This is a genomic window from Streptomyces sp. 2P-4 (assembly GCF_030167965.1).
GTDB lineage: Bacteria > Actinomycetota > Actinomycetes > Streptomycetales > Streptomycetaceae > Streptomyces > Streptomyces globosus_A.
The window spans coordinates 2,658,778-2,675,979 of sequence record NZ_CP095011.1; the positions used below are offsets into that span (position 1 = coordinate 2,658,778).

At 71.9% G+C, this 17,202-nt stretch carries 20 protein-coding genes; 4 read left to right on the forward strand and 16 right to left on the reverse strand.

What is annotated here, in order from left to right; genetic code table 11:
• The first annotated feature begins 38 nt into the window (after nt 1-38).
• Nucleotides 39-656 carry an SMI1/KNR4 family protein gene (locus MUK52_RS11195; protein ID WP_284575832.1) on the forward strand — a complete coding sequence of 206 codons (618 nt, stop codon included), beginning with the start codon at nt 39-41 and terminating at the stop codon, nt 654-656.
• A gap of 311 nt (nt 657-967) precedes the next feature.
• Nucleotides 968-2,263, forward strand: a complete 1,296-nt coding sequence (locus MUK52_RS11200) for an extracellular solute-binding protein (protein WP_284575834.1) — start codon at nt 968-970, stop codon at nt 2,261-2,263.
• 25 nt (nt 2,264-2,288) lie between these two features.
• Here MUK52_RS11200 and MUK52_RS11205 read toward each other — a convergent pair whose 3' ends face one another.
• The 4 genes from MUK52_RS11205 to MUK52_RS11220 all read right to left on the reverse strand — a co-directional run bounded on the left by MUK52_RS11205 (nt 2,289) and on the right by MUK52_RS11220 (nt 6,203).
• Nucleotides 2,289-2,909 (reverse strand): hypothetical protein, encoded by a 621-nt coding sequence (locus tag MUK52_RS11205; protein WP_114053943.1) that lies wholly within the window; start codon nt 2,907-2,909, stop codon nt 2,289-2,291.
• A 126-nt stretch (nt 2,910-3,035) separates the two neighbouring features.
• A complete protein-coding gene (locus MUK52_RS11210; RefSeq protein WP_125545552.1) occupies nt 3,036-3,359 on the reverse strand; it encodes a nuclear transport factor 2-like protein in 324 nt (107 codons plus the stop codon).
• A gap of 137 nt (nt 3,360-3,496) precedes the next feature.
• Nucleotides 3,497-4,345 (reverse strand): polysaccharide deacetylase family protein, encoded by an 849-nt coding sequence (locus tag MUK52_RS11215; protein WP_284575837.1) that lies wholly within the window; start codon nt 4,343-4,345, stop codon nt 3,497-3,499.
• A 259-nt stretch (nt 4,346-4,604) separates the two neighbouring features.
• Nucleotides 4,605-6,203: an MDR family MFS transporter gene (locus MUK52_RS11220; RefSeq protein WP_284575838.1), complete on the reverse strand. Its 1,599-nt coding sequence runs from the start codon at nt 6,201-6,203 to the stop codon at nt 4,605-4,607.
• Between the two features lie 159 nt (nt 6,204-6,362).
• Between MUK52_RS11220 and MUK52_RS11225 the strand changes: the two genes are divergently transcribed.
• Nucleotides 6,363-6,941 carry a TetR/AcrR family transcriptional regulator gene (locus MUK52_RS11225; protein ID WP_114053940.1) on the forward strand — a complete coding sequence of 193 codons (579 nt, stop codon included), beginning with the start codon at nt 6,363-6,365 and terminating at the stop codon, nt 6,939-6,941.
• A 183-nt stretch (nt 6,942-7,124) separates the two neighbouring features.
• Here the strand turns inward: MUK52_RS11225 and MUK52_RS11230 are convergent, their stop codons facing one another.
• Nucleotides 7,125-8,945: a CAP domain-containing protein gene (locus MUK52_RS11230; RefSeq protein ID WP_284575839.1), complete on the reverse strand. Its 1,821-nt coding sequence runs from the start codon at nt 8,943-8,945 to the stop codon at nt 7,125-7,127.
• A gap of 211 nt (nt 8,946-9,156) precedes the next feature.
• Nucleotides 9,157-9,576, reverse strand: coding sequence for a nuclear transport factor 2 family protein (locus MUK52_RS11235; protein ID WP_284575840.1), 420 nt, complete (start codon nt 9,574-9,576; stop codon nt 9,157-9,159).
• A gap of 150 nt (nt 9,577-9,726) precedes the next feature.
• Here MUK52_RS11235 and MUK52_RS11240 point away from each other — a divergent pair, with 150 nt between their 5' ends.
• Complete coding sequence (locus MUK52_RS11240; RefSeq protein ID WP_284575841.1) at nt 9,727-10,290, forward strand: TetR/AcrR family transcriptional regulator; 564 nt, start codon at nt 9,727-9,729, stop codon at nt 10,288-10,290.
• Here the strand turns inward: MUK52_RS11240 and MUK52_RS11245 are convergent.
• The 10 genes from MUK52_RS11245 to MUK52_RS11290 form a co-directional block, all read right to left on the reverse strand.
• On the reverse strand, nt 10,287-10,949 hold the full coding sequence (locus tag MUK52_RS11245; protein WP_284575842.1) for an OmpA family protein: 663 nt from the start codon (nt 10,947-10,949) through the stop codon (nt 10,287-10,289). The two genes, MUK52_RS11240 and MUK52_RS11245, sit on opposite strands and share 4 nt — an antisense overlap.
• A 4-nt stretch (nt 10,950-10,953) precedes the next feature.
• Nucleotides 10,954-11,535 carry a hypothetical protein gene (locus MUK52_RS11250; protein ID WP_284575843.1) on the reverse strand — a complete coding sequence of 194 codons (582 nt, stop codon included), beginning with the start codon at nt 11,533-11,535 and terminating at the stop codon, nt 10,954-10,956.
• A 29-nt stretch (nt 11,536-11,564) separates the two neighbouring features.
• Nucleotides 11,565-12,203, reverse strand: coding sequence for a pilus assembly protein TadG-related protein (locus MUK52_RS11255; protein WP_284575844.1), 639 nt, complete (start codon nt 12,201-12,203; stop codon nt 11,565-11,567).
• Nucleotides 12,200-12,400, reverse strand: a complete 201-nt coding sequence (locus MUK52_RS11260; RefSeq protein WP_284575845.1) for a hypothetical protein — start codon at nt 12,398-12,400, stop codon at nt 12,200-12,202. The genes MUK52_RS11255 and MUK52_RS11260 overlap by 4 nt, the downstream gene beginning before the upstream one ends.
• Before the next feature lie 110 nt (nt 12,401-12,510).
• Nucleotides 12,511-13,197, reverse strand: a complete 687-nt coding sequence (locus MUK52_RS11265; RefSeq protein WP_284575846.1) for a LuxR C-terminal-related transcriptional regulator — start codon at nt 13,195-13,197, stop codon at nt 12,511-12,513.
• Complete coding sequence (locus tag MUK52_RS11270) at nt 13,197-14,090, reverse strand: DUF5936 domain-containing protein (protein WP_114053932.1); 894 nt, start codon at nt 14,088-14,090, stop codon at nt 13,197-13,199. The genes MUK52_RS11265 and MUK52_RS11270 overlap by 1 nt, the downstream gene beginning before the upstream one ends.
• Before the next feature lie 16 nt (nt 14,091-14,106).
• A complete protein-coding gene (locus MUK52_RS11275; RefSeq protein WP_114053931.1) occupies nt 14,107-15,045 on the reverse strand; it encodes a type II secretion system F family protein in 939 nt (312 codons plus the stop codon).
• Nucleotides 15,042-16,379, reverse strand: a complete 1,338-nt coding sequence (locus tag MUK52_RS11280) for a TadA family conjugal transfer-associated ATPase (RefSeq protein WP_114053930.1) — start codon at nt 16,377-16,379, stop codon at nt 15,042-15,044. Before MUK52_RS11280 ends, MUK52_RS11275 begins: the two co-directional genes overlap by 4 nt.
• Nucleotides 16,376-16,774, reverse strand: a complete 399-nt coding sequence (locus MUK52_RS11285; RefSeq protein ID WP_284575847.1) for a TadE/TadG family type IV pilus assembly protein — start codon at nt 16,772-16,774, stop codon at nt 16,376-16,378. Before MUK52_RS11285 ends, MUK52_RS11280 begins: the two co-directional genes overlap by 4 nt.
• A complete protein-coding gene (locus MUK52_RS11290) occupies nt 16,775-17,200 on the reverse strand; it encodes a TadE/TadG family type IV pilus assembly protein (protein ID WP_246042313.1) in 426 nt (141 codons plus the stop codon).
• Nucleotides 17,201-17,202: the final 2 nt, after the last annotated feature.

The following is a 17,202-nucleotide window of genomic DNA, read 5'->3' on the forward strand; positions in this document are numbered from 1 at the left end:
AGGTTGGGGCGGTTGGGCTGGGGTGTCAGGGGAGCGGCATGACGGAGAACGTGCGCGTGAAGGCGCTGGAGCAGATCATGCCGGCGACGCACGGCGCCGACGAGGACATCGACTGGCGGGCCGCGGAGGCCCTCTGGAACACCCGCTTCCCCGCGGATTTCGTGGCGTTCATGGGCCGTTTCGGCGCGGGCTCCATCAACGGCGAGGCGAGCATCCTGCCGCCGCTGCCCCAGCACGGCCCGCAGTGGGACCCGCCGGGCATGGCCGAGGAGACCGGGAACGCCCGGCAGTTGTGGCGGGACGCGGGCGGCCGGGCCGCGCTGGACGCCGACCCGGCCACGATCATCGCCTGGGGGGTCACGGGCGGTTCGGACATCCTGTGCTGGCTGGCCTGCGACCCGGATCCGGACCGGTGGCCCGTCCTGGTCGTCGGCCGGCACACCGCGGAGCCGTTCGCGGTGTACCCGTACGGGATGGCCGAGTTCCTCTACCGGCTGTGCTCGGACGAGTTCGACGTGAGCCCCGTCGGGCTGACCTTCTGGGACGGCGGGCACCTGAGCTTCGTCCACTGGCGCAAGGCGCAGCGCCGCTGGCAGGAGGGCCGCAATCCGGAGACCGGCGACCCCGACCCGTACGCCGGCGAGTTCGGCCCCTGACCGCGCGGCCCGCGGCGCCCCCGGCGTCGGCGGCCTGATCCGCTCCCCCGCAGCACCCGAAGCCCGTTTCCGGCCGCACCGGCCGGAAACGGGCTTTCCACATTTCTACGCGCGTCCGGACAATCGGGCCGCCAGCGGAATATACGAGCCGTAAAAGCCGCGCTTGGAGCAATGGACACAAGTTCCGCCCCCATGGGGCCAATCCGCCCGGCTCGGGGCAGAATTCCGGCCGTCGGGCCACCGGCGGACACCCCGGTCCGGAGCCCCCGCAAGCAGCGACGGAACTCGGAAGAATTCAGGGAAGAACACCGGTGCAACGAAGAACTTTCGGCGCGGGCGCGGCAGCAGTCGTGCTCGGACTCCTGGCCCCGCTCGCCGGATGCGGATCCGGCGCCGGCTCCGACAGCGGCACGATCCGCCTGGTCGCCGCGGAATACGGCGGGGACAAGGCCACCAGCTCAAGGCCCTTCTGGGACCGGGTGGCGAAGGAGTTCACCGCCGCACATCCCGGCAGCGCGGTGGAGGTTCGGCTTCTCCCGTGGGCGGATGTCGACCGCGAGGTGTCGCGGATGGTGAAGGAGGGAAAGGCGCCGGACATCGCCCTCATGGGCTCCTATTCGGATTTCGCGGCGGACGGCCGGCTGTATTCCGCGGACGAAATCCTCCCCGTGGCCTCAGAGGCGAACTTCCTCGCGCCGCTCGCCGAGGCCGGCTCGATCGGGAACACCCTGTACGGCCTGCCGTGGGTGGCGAGCAGCCGGCTGCTCTTCTACAACGAGGCCCTGTTCAGGCAGGCGGGCCTGACGACCGCCTCGGGGGCGCCGGCCGCCCCGAAGACCTGGTCGGAGCTGAGGAACGCGGCGAAGGCGCTGAAGAGCAAGGGCGTGAAGTTCCCGTACGCCATGCCGCTCGGCCCGGAGGAGGCGCACGCCGAGGCGATGATCTGGGAGCTGAGCAACGGCGGCGGCTACTCCGACAGCGCCGGCAACTACAGCCTGGCCTCGGACCGGAACATCGAGACGTTCCGCTGGATCCAGGACAACCTGGTGGGCCCCGGCCTGACGGGCCCGGTGGCGCCGGCCGGGCTCAACCGGGCGGACGCCTTCGCCGCGTTCCTGCGGGGCGAGGTCGGCATGCTCAACGGCTACCCCTCGCTCGCCCACGAGGCCCGCGCCCGGGGCATCGGCGTCGGGGCCGTCGCCATGCCGGTCTCCGACTCGCTGGCCTCCGGGGCGACCCCGCCGACCATGGGCGTCGCCGACTGGATCATGGCGTTCCGGCAGAACGGCAAGCGGGACGCGATCGGCAGGTTCCTGGAGTTCCTCTACCAGGACAGGAACCTGTCGGAGTTCGCGGGCCGCTACCACCTGCTGCCGTCGACGGTGTCGGCGACGCGGACCCCGGCCGGCGCGATCGACGACAACGACCAGCAGTTCCTGACGGCCCTGAGGGGCGCCCAGCTGTACCCGGTGAACGACCCGGCCTGGGTGGAGGTCAGCGACACCATCAAGCGGAACATAGGCCGGGCCGTCGAGCCGGGCCGCGACCCCAAGGCGGTGCTGGAGGAGATCGCCGCGAAGACGTACCAGGCCAGGAAGAGGAACTGACCGCCGCCCCGGCGGCGGCCCGCCCTCAGTGCCCGCGGTGCTCCGCCGAGAACGCCGTCCGGTGGTTCTCGCAGCTGGAGTTCCACGGCATGGAGCCCCGGAGGGTCCCGTAGCCGGTCCGGGTGACGGACCACTCCACCGTGTACTCGCCGGTGTCGCAGGCGATCCGCTTGCCGCCGGGCACCTTCTCGCGGCCCGTCGCCGGCCGGTCGGCGAGCTCCCGGTGCACCTCGACGGCCGTCCCGCGGGAAGCGGAGCGCACGGTGGCGTGCAGCACGATCGGGTGCCGGCCGTCCTTGGTCGTCACGGCCTTCTTGACCAGCAGCGAGTCCGACACCGCCCAGCCGAAGTCGAACTCCGGCTCCCACGCCAGGGTCTTGGGGTCGCCGGTCCGCCGCTCGTGGTCGGGGGCGGCGGGGTGGCCGGGGCGCGGCACCGTCTTGTACCGGATGCCGGGGTAGAAGCGCAGCTGCGCCTCCACCTTGTGCATCTCGTCCTTGGTCCACAGGGACTTCATCGCCTTGTCGGCGCCGGCCGGGTCCTGGAGGTAGGTGCCCTGCGCGGCGGTGGCGGCCTGGCCGAGGAGCGGCGCGAGGGCCGCCGCGGCGGCGGCGACGGTGAGGGCGGCGGTACGGGTGCGCTTCATGCCCGGTCCAACGGGGCCCCGCGGCGGCCCGGAACGACGCCCGCCGCCCTTTCACCCGTACGGGAGCCCGCACGCCCGCGGCGCCGTCCGCGCGCCCGCGGGGGCGGAGCCGCGGGCGGGGACGTGCTACGCCTGGCCGGTCTCGAAGCGGCTGATGCGGTCGCCCTGGACGGTGAAGCGCCAGGCGGTGCGCATCTCGCCCCAGGTGTCGTTGCGGTAGTCGGCGACGAGCCGGCGGCCGCCGTCGGACTCGGACTGGACGTCCATGTGGCCGCCGGAGTCGAAGATCTCGCGGTCGATCCACTCGTGCAGGTCGCGGTCGGTGCCGTCGTCGGACATGGTTGCGTCGGGGGTGAGGAGGGCGAGGAAGGCGTCCCTGTCGTGTGCGTTGACGGCGGCGACGAAGGCGCTGACGACGGGATCGGACAGCTTGGCGGGCGCGATGGCCACGGGGGACCTCCTGGTCGGGCGGGCGCACGGGTGTGCGCAGGATCAGGGAACACCCGGCGGGCGCGGCCGCCGCCGATCCTCACCCGTTCGCCGCCCGGCGGCGTGTCAGGGGGCCGCGTGTGTCAGGGTCCGGTGGGTCAGGGCGTGTCGGGGGCGGTGCGGACGGGGAAGCCGGTGGGGCGGCCCTGCTGCTCCAGCCAGTCGAGGATCTGGCCGAGGGCCTCCACGGTCTGCCGGCGGTCGCCGCCGCCGTCGTGGAGCAGGATGGTCGGGCCGTTGCCCAGCTCCCGTTTGACGGTGCCGACGATGGCGGGGGCTCCGGGCTTCCGGAAGTCCTTGGTGTCGACGTTCCAGCCGAGGGGGCGCATTCCGGCTGCGGCGGCGATGCGCCGGCTGTCGGGGGTGAACGCGCCGCCGGGGGCGCGGTAGTACTCGACGCGGGCGCCTTCGCCGGCCGCCTCCTCGATGAGCTTCTGCGCGTCGAGGATCTGCTGCTCCTGGTAGGCGACGGGCTTGCGGTCCATGGCCGTGTCGTGGTCCATGGCGTGGTTGCAGAGCCGGTGGCCTCCGGCGACGACCTTCTTGACGAGGTCGGGGTGGGCCTTGGCCCGGGGGCCGACCATGCAGAAGACGGCCTTGGCGCCGTGCTGCTCCAGGACGGCGAGGATGCGGGGGGTCCACCGGGGGTCGGGGCCGTCGTCGATGGTGAGGTTGACGGCGCCGGCGCCGCCTTCCGAGGCGTGGGCTATGTCCTCGGGTATGCGCTGTACGGGGGTCTCGGGGCCCTTGGGCCCGCCCTTGGCGCCGTCTTCGGCAGCGCCCTTGGCGCCGTCCTCGGCGGTGCCGGCCGGGCCGGCGGGGTCCGGGCCGGCGAAGGCGGCCACCCCCCACACCGTCATCGCCGCGGCCGTGACCGATGCCGCGACGGCCACCCGCGTGCGCACGCCCGTCCGGCGTGCTCGTGCCGTGAATTCCCTGAGGCCCATGAGGCGTCCCCTCCCCGATCGGCGTTCCCGTCGGCCCTTCTGTGGGTCAGGACGTGCACGCCCGTGCGAGGGGTTCCCACCAATGGCCCCAAAAGGCCTGGTAGAGGACCTTGGTCCTTGATCGTACGAAATAAAGTCCTGTCGCCCCGCGGGGCGGCCGGGGCCGGAGGGAAGGGGGCGCCTGCGGCAGGGCCCCGGCCCGCTCGGGGGTCCGCGGGGGCCGGGGCCGGGGTCGTACGGGCTGCCGGGCGGCGGCCGGTCAGCGGGCGACGGGCGCCTGCGGGGCCGCGGCGGGGGCCGACCCGGGGGCGCCGCCCGCGGGATCGGCGGCCGGAGCGGGGCCGGAGCCGCGCAGCGGGACCTCCTTGACGAACCAGGCCGCGGCGAAGCCCAGTACGGCGACGAACGCGCCGAGCAGGAACGCGGAGTGCGTGCCGGCGGCGACCGCGTACTGGTACGCCTCGCGCACCGCCTCCGGCAGCTTCGCCAGGCTTGCCGCGTCGAGCTGCGCGGAGCCGACCGCGCCGGCGGCCTCGGGGCCGAGGCGTTCGGTCATCGCGTCGGTGACCCGGCCGGTGAAGAGGGAGCCCATGAGTGCGACGCCGAACGAGCCGCCGAGGGTGCGGAAGAGGGTGGCCGTCGAGGAGGCGACGCCCATGTCCTTCATCTCGACGCTGTTCTGCGCCACCAGCATGGTGATCTGCATGAGGAAGCCGAGGCCCGCGCCGAGGATGGCCATGTACACGCCGGAGAGGAGGCGGCCGGTGCCGGTGTCCATCTGCGCCAGCAGGTACAGCCCGGCGACCATGAGGGCGCCGCCCGCGATGGGGAACACCTTGTACCTGCCGCTGTTGGTGGTGACGCGCCCCGCGATCAGCGAGACGGCCATCATCGACAGGAGCATGGGCAGGAGCAGCAGGCCGGAGTTGGTGGCGGAGGCCCCCTGCACGGACTGCTGGAAGAGCGGCAGGTAGAGGACGGCGCCGAACATGGCGAAGCCGACGAGGAAGCCGATCACCGACATGAGCGCGAAGTTGCGGCTGCGGAAGATGTGCAGCGGCATGACGGGCTCGGCGGCCCTGGTCTCGGCGAACAGGAACGCGGCCGTGGAGACCGCTCCGACGGCGATCAGGCCGACGATCTCGGCCGAGCCCCAGGCGTACTCGGTGCCGCCCCAGGTGGTGACGAGGACGGTGGAGGTGATGGCGACGGTCAGCAGGGCCGCACCCAGGTAGTCGATCCTGCCCTGGGCCTTCTTCTTCGGCAGGTGCAGGACGGCGGTGACCATGGCGAGCGCGACGGCCCCGAGCGGCAGGTTGATGTAGAAGGACCAGCGCCAGCCCATGTGGTCGGTGATGGTGCCGCCGACCAGCGGGCCGCCGATCATGGCGAGGGCCATCACGCCGGCCATCATGCCCTGGTACTTGCCGCGGTCGCGGGGCGGGATCAGGTCGCCGATGATCGCCATGACGCCGACCATCAGGCCGCCGGCGCCCAGGCCCTGGACGGCGCGGAAGCCGATCAGCTGGCCCATGTCCTGGGCCATGCCGCTGAGCGCGGAGCCGATCAGGAAGATCACGATGGAGGCGAGGAAGGAGCCCTTGCGCCCGTACATGTCGCCGAGCTTGCCCCAGATGGGGGTGGAGGCGGCGGTGGCCAGCGTGTAGGCGGTGACCACCCACGACAGGTGCTCCAGGCCGCCGAGCTCGCCGACGATCGTCGGCATCGCCGTGCCGATGATCATGTTGTCGAGCATGGCCAGCAGCATGGCGATCATCAGCGCCATGAGGACGACCCGGACGCTGCGCGGCTTCACCCCCTCCGCCGCCGCCCCGGCCTCTGTGGCATTGTCGACCATGATCCGCTCCCCGTTGCATGCCGGTTGCCGGACGGCAGTCCCGCGCGGCCCGCTCCTGCGTGCACGCGGTGTACTTACCTGCCGACCGGCTAGTTCACTACACTGGGGAAGGTAAGCCCGCCACTAGCCGGGCGTCAAGCAAGCAGTGTGGGGAGAGGCATGTCCAGCAGCAGTCCGCAGGGGCGTCGAGGCAACACCCGCCAGCGCATCCAGGACGTCGCGCTGGAGCTCTTCGCCGAGCAGGGGTACGAGAAGACGTCGCTGCGTGAGATCGCGGAGCGGCTGGAGGTCACGAAGGCGGCGCTGTACTACCACTTCAAGACCAAGGAAGACATCATCATCAGCGTCTTCGACGACGTCACCCGCCCGATCGACGAGCTGATCGAGTGGGCGCAGCAGCAGCCGCGCACCCTGGAGACCAAGCGGGAGGTGCTGCGCCGCTACAGCGAGGCCATGGCGGCGGGCGCGCAGCTGTACCGCTTCATGCAGGAGAACCAGGCGACGATGCGGGAGCTGAGCATCGGCGAGACGGTCAAGCGCCGCCTGTTCACCCTGGTCGAGCTGCTCCGCAACGACGACGGCCCGCTGACGGACCAGGTCCGCTGCGTCAGCGCCCTCTTCACCCTGCACGCGGGGATGATGTTCCTCCAGCACGTGGAGGGCGACCCGGAGGAGACCCGGGTCGCGGCCCTGGAGGTCGCCACGGACCTCATCACCCGCGCCCACCACGCGTCCTGACGGGCCGTACGGTGGCGTAGCCGCGGGCTCGGCCGCCAGCTCGGGCGGCGCCGGCCTGTGGGAAGCCGCCCGCAGGCCGGCGCCGCGGTACGTACCGGGATCCGGCCGACCCGGGCACTGGCCGCAGCCCCCGGCACTCTGGGACGGCAAGCGAGCGCGAACCGGTACGGCCCACGGTGCGTACTACGGCGATGCCGGGAAGACCGCCGGACCGAAGCGCACCGGGGCGTGCCAGGGCTGCGTACCGACCACCCAGGCCACGTTCAGCGCGCCCTGCTTGTCCACGGCGAGCGCGGTCAGCAGATCGCGCGCCTGGTTCGCCATGGCGACGGGGGCTCCGGGCGGGAAGACCGCCGGGCCGAACCGCACCGGGGCGTGCCACGGCTGCGTACCCACCACCCACGCCACATTCAGCGCGCCCTGCTCGTCCACCGCCAGTGCGGTCAGCAGGCTGGGCTGCTGCTTGGCCATGGCCACCGGCGCACCGGGCGGGAAGACCGCCGGACCGAACCGCACCGGCGCATGCCACGGCTGCGTACCCACCACCCACGCCACATTCAGAAAGCCCTCCCTGTCCACCGCGAGCGCGGTCAACAGGTTGTCGTTCTGCTTCGCCATCGCCACCGGCGCACCCGGCGGGAAGACCGCCGGACCGAACCGCACCGGCGCATGCCACGGCTGCGTACCCACCACCCAGGCCACGTTCAGCGCGCCCTGCTTGTCCACGGCGAGCGCGGTCAGCAGATCGCGCGCCTGGTTCGCCATGGCGACGGGGGCTCCGGGCGGGAAGACCGCCGGGCCGAACCGCACCGGGGCGTGCCACGGCTGCGTACCCACCACCCACGCCACATTCAGAAAGCCCTCCCTGTCCACCGCGAGCGCGGTCAACAGGTTGTCGTTCTGCTTCGCCATCGCCACCGGCGCACCCGGCGGGAAGACCGCCGGACCGAACCGCACCGGCGCATGCCACGGCTGCGTACCCACCACCCACGCCACATTCAGAAAGCCCTCCCTGTCCACCGCGAGCGCGGTCAACAGGTTGTCGTTCTGCTTCGCCATCGCCACCGGCGCACCCGGCGGGAAGACCGCCGGACCGAACCGCACCGGCGCATGCCACGGCTGCGTACCCACCACCCACGCCACATTCAGAAAGCCCTCCCTGTCCACCGCGAGCGCGGTCAACAGGTTGTCGTTCTGCTTCGCCATCGCCGGACGCGCTCCGGAGAAGGCGGTGGACGGCTGCTGGGGCGGCGGGACCGGGGCACCGCCGGGTGGGATGGCCTGCTGCCCGCCGATGTTGCCTGCCGCGAGGTACCGGCAGACCAGGATCCAGCCGGTTGCGCCGCTGTCCCCCACCGGCACGCCTTCCTTCACCCCGCAGCCGACCTTGGTGGTGGGCGACGCCGGGTTCATCCACACGATCTGCGAGTAGTGCCCCCACGCCTTGTAGTTGGTTCCGGCGGCCGCGCCGCTGTTGACCGGGGCGTTGTTGTCGGCGTCGAACGCGGGCTTCTCCGCCATCCAGCTGAAGGAGACCGACGGGTCGAAGGCAACCAGGGGGCGTGCCGGCCCCGGCGAGGAGTTGAGCAGGTTCTCCCCCTGGTTGCCGTTGGTGGCGCGGCTGCTGTGGTGGAGCCCGCCGCCCGCGCTCGAGGCGGGATCGTCGGCCCATGCCTGCGCGTCGCAGGCGACCTTGGCGTCCCAGACCACGGGGGTCGCGGTGAGGCCGGGGTTGTACTTCCGGGCGGCGTCGCGGCGCGCGTCGTTGTGGGCCCGGACGATCGCAGCGGCATCGGCGTCGTTGATCTGCGAGCCCGTACCGGGCGGAGGGTCGGAGGACGGGCAGGTCTCGCCCCTGGCCTGGACGGCACCGGCGGTGCCGGCCGTGCCGGCCACGGGGCCAAGGGCCGGATCCCCCTGCCCGAAGGCGGGCGGCGACGCCGGACCCATCATGATCAGACCGCAGGCGAGTGCAGCCGCTGTTGCGAAAGAGTTCGGTTTCATCGGGCACCTCTGAACTCCGGTGGAGGTCTCCGGTCACCGGGCGCAGGTCACCGCGCTTCCAGGTGATGAGACCACCGTCGCCCGTTCGGCGTACATCGGCCGCCCGGCGAGAACGTCATTGCGCCACTCGGGTGAATTCGGCGCAGAGGATGTGCCGACCTTCTGCGGCATGCCCCCGCACCCTCCCGCGCCCTCCCCTGTCGAGGCGCACTCAGTGCAGGCGCCGGTCCGCCTCGCGGATCGGGACGTCGTTGATGCTGGCCTCGCGGCGGGACATCAGGCCGTTGGCGTCGAACTCCCACTGCTCGTTGCCGTGGCTGCGCCACCAGCGGCCGTCGGCGTCGTGCCACTCGTACTCGAAGCGGACGGAGATCCGGTTGCCCGTGTACGCCCACAGCTCCTTGCGGAGCCGGTAGTCGAGCTCTCGACTCCACTTGTCCGCGAGGAAGGCGCGGATCTCGGCGCGGCCGGTGAGGAAACGGTCGCGGTTGCGCCAGACGGAGTCCTCCGTATAGGCGAGGGCGACCCGCTCGGGGTCGCGGCTGTTCCAGGCGTCCTCGGCGGCCTGCACCTTTGCGCGCGCGGACTCCTCGGTGAAGGGCGGCAGGGGCGGGCGGACGGCGTCGGTCACGGCGGTCACCTCTCGGCAAGGGCGCAGCAGCGGAAGGCCGCCGGCGCGGGGCAGGGGCGCACACAAAGCTGAGAACGGTCGTTCTCAGTCAGGCGCAACGCTAGAGAACGATCGTTCTCAGCGCAAGGGGGACTGGGTTACGCTGCCGCCATGGACGACGAAGAGGCCCGCACCCGGCTGCTCGACGCGGCGGAGGCGCTGTTCTACGCAGAGGGCATCCAGGCCGTCGGCATGGACCGCATCCGCGCGGAGTCCGGGGTACCGCTGAAGCGGCTCTACAGGCTGTTCCCCGCGAAGGAGGCACTGGTCGCCGGCTACCTGGAGCGGCGCGACCGGCGCTGGACCGGCAGCCTGCGGGCGGCGGTCACGGCGGCCCCCGCCGATCCGGTGGCCGCCGTCTTCGACTGGCTGGCCGCATGGTTCTCGGAGCCGGGGTTCCGCGGGTGCGCGTTCCTGAACGCGTACGGCGAACTCGGCGCGGGCGGCCCGGCCGCGGTCCTGAACCCCGTACGCCGCCACAAGGCGGAACTGCGAGCGCTGCTGGCGGACGCCCTCCCGCCAGGGCCGGACCGCGGGGAGCTGACCGAGCAGCTCCTGATCCTGGTCGAGGGCGCGACGGCGGTGGCCGCCCTCGCTCCCGGCCCCGAACCCGCCCGCCGCGCGGCTGCCACCGCCGCGGCCCTCCTGCGGGCGGCGGACGGCCGTGCCGGCTAACCGCCGGTGACGGCGCCGGAGCCGGTGCTGCGGGGGAAGGTGATCTCGACCCGGCGGTTCTTCTTGCGGCCTTCCTCCGTGCTGTTGTCCGCGATCGGGTAGTCCTCGCTGTAGCCGCGGACGTCGTAGACCACGCCGGGGACGGTGACCGTCTTCGCCAGCTCGGCCTGCACGGCGTCCGCACGCTGCTTGGACAGCACCTGGCCGTGCTCGTAACTGCCCTGGTCGTCGGTGAAGCCGAAGACGCGGATGCGGACGGCCTTCTGGGTGTTGATCTCCTGCGCGATGGCCTGTATCCGGGCGGCGGCGGCCGCGTTGAAGACGGCGCTGTTCTCGGGGAAGAGGACCTCCGACTGGAGGGCCATCATGACGGTCTGGTTGGTCTCCTGGCGGCGCTGCTCGCCGCCGAGGTCCTCGACGACCTCGGCGATGTCGAGCACCTTGACGGGCGCGAGCGTCCCGCCCTGGGGGATCTTCAGGCCGGGGGCCTGGGAGTCGATGGGGACGGGGGCCGCGGCGGAGGGCTCCGTGCCGGGCGGGACGGACGGCTTGACGTCGTCGGCGGCGGCCGTGCCGACGCCGATGCCGGCGGCTTGGAATCCGGCCATGAGCATGCCGATCAGGGCTGCTGACGCGGCGACGCGGTGGCGTGTCGTCATGGGGTCACCCGGAAATCTTGATCGTCGCCGAGGCGAACGTCGGGAGGTTGAACTCGACCTCGGTCGTGCTGGCCGGCGGAGCCGGGAACTGCGCGAAGAACGGCACCGTCTGACCGGCCTCGATGGTGGACACCCCGGTAGTACAGAGGCACCGTCCGTCGGTGTCCCGAAGCACGTAATACCGCTTCTTGCCGACCTTGTCAGTGAGAGACACTCCGGCCACAGAGGTCCCGCTCGCTGTGAGTTCGTTCCCCCGCCACGCCGTCGTGTTGACGAAGGCAGTGTTGCCAGTGTTCTTCAGTTGGCCGCTCACGGTCAGAAAGCCGCCGGACTCACGGATTGCCGAATTGATGGCAAGCACCATACCCCCCTCACCGTTCGCCGTGGCGATGACTTGCGCCGGGTCGGCAGCGGCCGAGGGAGCACTGCCTTGTGAGCTGCCGGGCTGAGGCTGCGCGGCCGACGCTTTGGGATCCCCCTCGGAGCCGTCACCCTTGCCCCCGCATCCGGCCAGCGTCAGGGCGGAGAGCGCCGCAACCGCGATGGCTGCTCCCCCGCGGACCGTCACCCTGTACCGAATGCTCATCCTGCAGCTTCCTTCTCTGTTGTCCGTTGTCAGTCGACCAGTCGCACGGTGAAGAGGCGCCTTGCCAGTTGGGTCAGCGACCCCGGTTTCGCGAGGTCCACGGTGAGCAGCTTTCCGTCGCACATGAAGCTGACGCTTCCCGCGCCCTGCGAGGGGCCTGGACTGGGCGTCGGTCCGGGTGTCGTCAAGGTCGGTGCTGGCTGCGGGGCGGAGCGCAACTCGCATTGGGGTTTGATGAGCGCCTTGGCTGTTGCCTTGCCCCTCATGGCCTCCGTACCTGGAACGACCGACTGACCGATGGCTTCGTCCGTCGTGGCGGTGACCGTGACGAGCGGGATCTCTGCTTGACAGTCCGCACGGGCACCGTTCCGCGCAGCGAAAGCGACCGCCTCCTCGCAAGCCCCGCGCCCCGTGAGCAGATCCCCGTGGGCGACTTGTCTCCAGCCCTCCAACGTCAGGCCGGATAAGTCGAGGCCCAGGAACACGCGGTCCCTCGCCTCGCCCGCGGCAGCAAGTGCAGCAGCATCAGCCGCACCCTGGGCATTGCTGCGGGCAACCCCACCCCTGCCCACGACGAAGAAGGCCAGGGAAGCGAAGAGCATCCCTGTGATCACCACGATGTAGATGGGGAAGGCCTGCCCACGGTCACGACGCCCCCAAGCGATCACTTGCCCGCCGTGATCCCTGCAACCTGCGACTTGATCTTGTTGGTGATGTCCTGCCCGATGCCCGTGCCCACGATCGCGCCGATGATGACCACCACCACGAGGATGATTCCCAGGTACTCGAAGGCCGTCTGGCCGCGGTCGCGGGTTCGGGGCGTGGTGTACCGCTTCCGCATCCGCGCCAGGGTGCTCTGCATCATGAGGGGTCCCTCCCGGTCCGGTGGCGCTGTCGGTCTGCGGACCGTACGGCGCGTTACGGTTCGTCACCAAGGGTCCCGGGGCCCAATTGCGGACCCACTGTGCGCGGTGTCTAGCCACGTCCCGTCACCCCCGGGCGGGCGGTTCCCAGCCAGCGGGCTATCGCCTCGCTGCGGGTGGTGCTGTGGAGCTTGGCGAAGATGCGGTTGATGTGGTTCTTGACCGTCTTCTCGCTGATGAAGCACGCGGCCGCGATCTGCTGGTTGCTCATTCCGGACGCGATCAGGTCCATGATCTCCGCCTCCCGCGAACTCAGCCCGAACAGAACAGAGTTGTGCAGCCGCTCCGGAAACTGTGCCACAGTTCGTTGCGGTTGCGAAGAGGCGCGGAGTTCTGCGAGGAGCGCGTCGGCGGCCGTCGGCGTGAAGTGGGCGCGGCCCTCGCGGACGTCGCGGACCGCCCGGACCAGGTCGTCCGCCGTGAATTCGCCGTGCACCAGGTAGCCGCCGGCGCCCAGCAGGAGCGTTTCCCGGATGATTTCGGCCTCGCAGCTGTACGTCAGCATCAGCACCGGCGCCAGCCGCACCAGGTGCGGGAGGGCCGAGATGCCGTCGACTCCGGGCATGCGGACGTCGAGCAGGACGACGTCCGGGGCGTGGCGGCGGGTGAGGCTGAGGGCTTCGCGGCCGTCGGCGGCCTCGGCGGTGATCTCGAAGCCGCCCGCCGCGCTGAGGAGGGCGGCGAGGCCGGCGCGGACGACGGGGTTGCCGTCGGCGATGAGGACGCTCAGCGCTGCCATCAGCCGCCTCCGAGCAGCGCGCCGAAGTCGACGTCGGCCCCGTACACGAACCCGCACACGAGCAGGATCAGCGTCCCGGGCAGCATGAACATGGTCACCGCGAAGGTGGCCTTGGGGACGGCGCGGGCGGCGCGGCGGCGGGCGTTCTGGGCGTCGGTGCGGCGCATGTCCTCGGCGATGGCGATCAGGGTGTCCACGATCGGGGAGCCGAGTTCCTCGCCCTGCTGGAGGGCGGTGACGAACTGGGCGACCTGTTCGGAGTCGTTGCGGCGGCGCAGTTCGTCGAAGGCCTGGCGGCGGCTGACGCCCATGTCCATCTGCTGGAGGGTGATGCGGATCTCGTCCGACCAGGGGCCGTCGTACTTCTCCGCGACGCGTTCCAGGGCCTGCCGGAAGCCGAGGCCGGCGCTGACGACGACGGCGAGGACGTCGAGGAAGTCGGGCAGGGTCCGCTCGATGTGGTCGCGGCGCATCCGCATCGCCGACCACAGTCCGGCCTCGATCCAGAACAGGCCGAAGGCGACCATCAGCAGCGCGGGTACGAGCTGCCCGTTCAGCAGCATCGCGAACGCGCCGACGGCGCCGAGGAAGCCGTAGACGGCGCGGCGGGCCGCGTAGCGGTCGATGGTGAGGCCGGCGGGGTTGCCCGCCATGTCGATCTGGCGGCGTTTGCGTGCCACGCGGGCGGGCCCCATCAGGCGCAGCACGAGCGGCGCCCAGCGGATGCCCAGCCGGTCGACGGCGGAGCCGACGGCGGTGGTGCGGGTGGCGCCGACCTCCAGGGCGAGCGCCAGGTCGGACGGGAGTTTCGTCTCGGCCCGGTAGAGCCGGATGCCGTGGAAGATCCCGAGGACGGAGGCTCCGAGGGCCAGGGCCAGCAGCAGGGCGGTCACGTCGGCTCGCTCCCCCTCACACGTCGATCTTCGATAGGCGGCGGATCAGCACGAACCCGAGGGTGAACAGGCCGAGTGCGACGAGCACGGCGCTCTGGCCGAGGAACGCGCCGGTCATCCGGTCCAGTGCGCCGGGCATCATCAGGTTCACCAGCAGCAGGGAGCCCAGGCCGATCGCGGGGACCAGGTAGGCGGTGACGGTGACCTGGGAGAGCTGGGTGCGGATCTCGCGCCGCGTCTCCTTGCGCTGCTCCAGGGTGACCGTCAGGTTCCGCAGCGAGCCGACGAGCGCGCCGCCGGCCCGGGCCGAGAGGACCAGGGTGGAGACGAGGACGACGAGCTCGCGGGAGGGAAGCCGTTCGGCGATCTCGCCGAGGGACTCCTCGATGGAGTGGCCGACGGCGAGGCGGTCGGCGACGCGGGCCAGCTCCTCCCCGGCGGGCGCTTCGAGCTCCTCCGCGGCCATGGCGATGGCGGTGCGCAGGGCGAGTCCGGCCTGGGTGGCGTTGGCGAGGATGCGGGCGAGTTCGGGAAGCTGGTTGATGAACCGCTCGGTGCGCCGGGCGCGCTGCCAGTCGAGGAAGGCGCCCGCCGCCCACAGGCCGACGAGGCCTGCGACGGGGCCGAAGAAGGGGGCGAGCAAGCTCGCCGCGAGGAGCCAGATCCCGGCGACGGACATCAGCATGTAGACGAAGAACTCGCCGGGGGTGAGGTCGAGGCCGGTGACGGCCAGCTTGCGCTCGATGCGCCGCCCGAGAGCCGTCCCGCGCAGTCGGCGGTCGACGCCGGGGAAGCGGCGGCGGCGTCCGGCCGGCACGGGGGCGCCGTCGGAGGCGAGGCGGGCGATGAGGGCGGCGCGCTGGGCCCGGCCGGCGAGGTAGACGTGGACGCCCGCGATGACGAGGACGCAGGCCAGCAGGGTGGTGCCGAGCGTGACGGCGATGAGTGGGTTCACAGGGCTGTCCGGGTGGCGAGCTGGTCGTCCGACGTGGCGACGCCGAAGGCCTGCGGGATCGGCTGGTTGTTCATGTAGAGGCGGTCCGCGACGCGGCGCGGCAGGGGGTGGTACTCGAACCAGCCGTGGACGCGGCCGTCGGCGCCCATCGGCCGGGCCGCGAAGCGGCAGACGGTGGTGATGCGGAAGGGTTCGCGGCCGTGCGAGTCGAGGACGGCGATCTCGGTGACGCGGCGGGAGCCGTCGCCGAAGCGGGTGAGCTGGACGACGATGTCGACGGCGCTGTTGATCTGGTCCTGGAGGGCCTCGAAGGGGACCTCGACCTCGGACATGGAGGCGAGGGTCTGCAGGCGCATGAGGGCGTCCTCGGCGCTGTTGGCGTGGACGGTGGCGAGGGATCCGTCGTGGCCGGTGGACATGGCCTGGAGCATGTCGAGGGTCTCGCCGCCGCGGACCTCGCCGACGATGATGCGGTCGGGGCGCATGCGCAGGGAGTTGCGTACGAGGTCGCGGATGGTGATCTGGCCCTTGCCCTCGACGTTCGGGGGCCGGGACTCCAGGCGGATGACGTGTGCCTGCTGGAGCTGGAGTTCGGCGGAGTCCTCGATGGTGATGATCCGCTCGCCGTCCGGGATGAGGCCGGAGAGGGCGTTGAGGAGGGTGGTCTTCCCGGTGCCGGTCGCGCCGGAGACGATCACGTTCATCTTCGACTGGACCAGCCCGGCGAGCAGCATCAGCATCTGCTCGTCGAGGGAGCCGAGGGAGATCATCTCGTGCAGGGTGAAGGCCCGCGGGAAGCGGCGGATGGTCAGCGTCGCGCCGGTGAGGGAGAGCGGCGGGATGATGACGTTGACGCGCTCCCCGCTGGGCAGGCGGGCGTCGACCATCGGGTTGGCCTCGTCCACGCGCCGGTTGACGGTGGAGACGATGCGCTCGATGGTCTGCATGAGCTGCTCGTGCGAGGCGAAGCGGAGCGGGAGCTGCTCGACCCGCCCGGCGCGCTCCACGAAGATCTGGTCGGGGCCGTTGACCATGATCTCGGAGATCGACGGGTCCTCCAGGAGCGGTTCGAGGACGCCGAGGCCGAGGGCCTCGTCCACGACGCGGCGGATGAGCTGGGCCCGTTCGGCGGTGGAGAGGACGGGCCCCTCGCGGCTGATGATGTGGCCGAGGACGCGCTCCAGCCGGCCCCGCCGCTCGGCGGGGGCGAGGGCGGACATCTCGGCGAGGTCGATCTCCTCCAGCAGCTTGGCGCGGTAGGAGGAGACCAGCAGGCCGTCCTCGCGGGGGCCGTGCCGGTCGTCGGGTGTGGCGACCCGGGAACGCAGGCTCATGGTCCGACCTCCGGGTCGTCGTTGGGCATCACGGCCGTCGCCCGGGCGTCGTCGAGGGACAGGCCGGGCACGAGGGACGTGATCGGGATGGTGACGGTGGCGGTCACGGCGTCGGCGTCGGCGGCGACCTGGACGCGCGGTTCGAGCCCGGACCGGACGGCGGCCGCCCCGGCGGCGGTCCCGGTGCCGGGCTCGCGGGCCTCGGCGCGGGCGGCGGTCCGCGCCGCGGTGTCGGCCTGCTCGTGGACGTACGCCACCCAGCCGAGCTGGATCGCGCACAGGGCGACGAACAGCAGGATCGGGATGAACCCGATGTACTCCAGGGCGACCTGCCCGCGGTCGCCGGGCCGGGGGGGCCGGAGTGGGAACCCGGGTCGGGGTCGGGGTCGGGGCATCTAGTCCTCCTTCTCCCGCACCGCGCCGGCCTCGCCGGTGATGGACCCGAAGCTCAGCGACGGGTGGAGCACCGGGATTTCGAGCTTGACGGTCGCCTTGTACAGGCGGCCCTCCGCACGGCAGTCGGCTGTCATGCCCCAGGCGCTGCCGATGTGCTCGCCGGCGGCGGCCGCGCACGCGGCGCCGCCCTTGACGGCGCCCGCGCGGGCCGCCTCGTCCGCCGCGTTCCCGGCGAGGGAGAAGGCGTACCCGATGAGGACGCACTCCCAGACCGCCGCGACGAGCAGCAGGATCATCGGGACCATCCCGGCGAACTCGACGGCGACCTGCCCGCGGTCGCCTGCCGCGGCGCGGATGCGGCCGGGACCGCCGCGCCCGCAACCGGGGCCGCGCCCGCGGCCGGCGGGCGGTCTGCGCGCGGCCACCG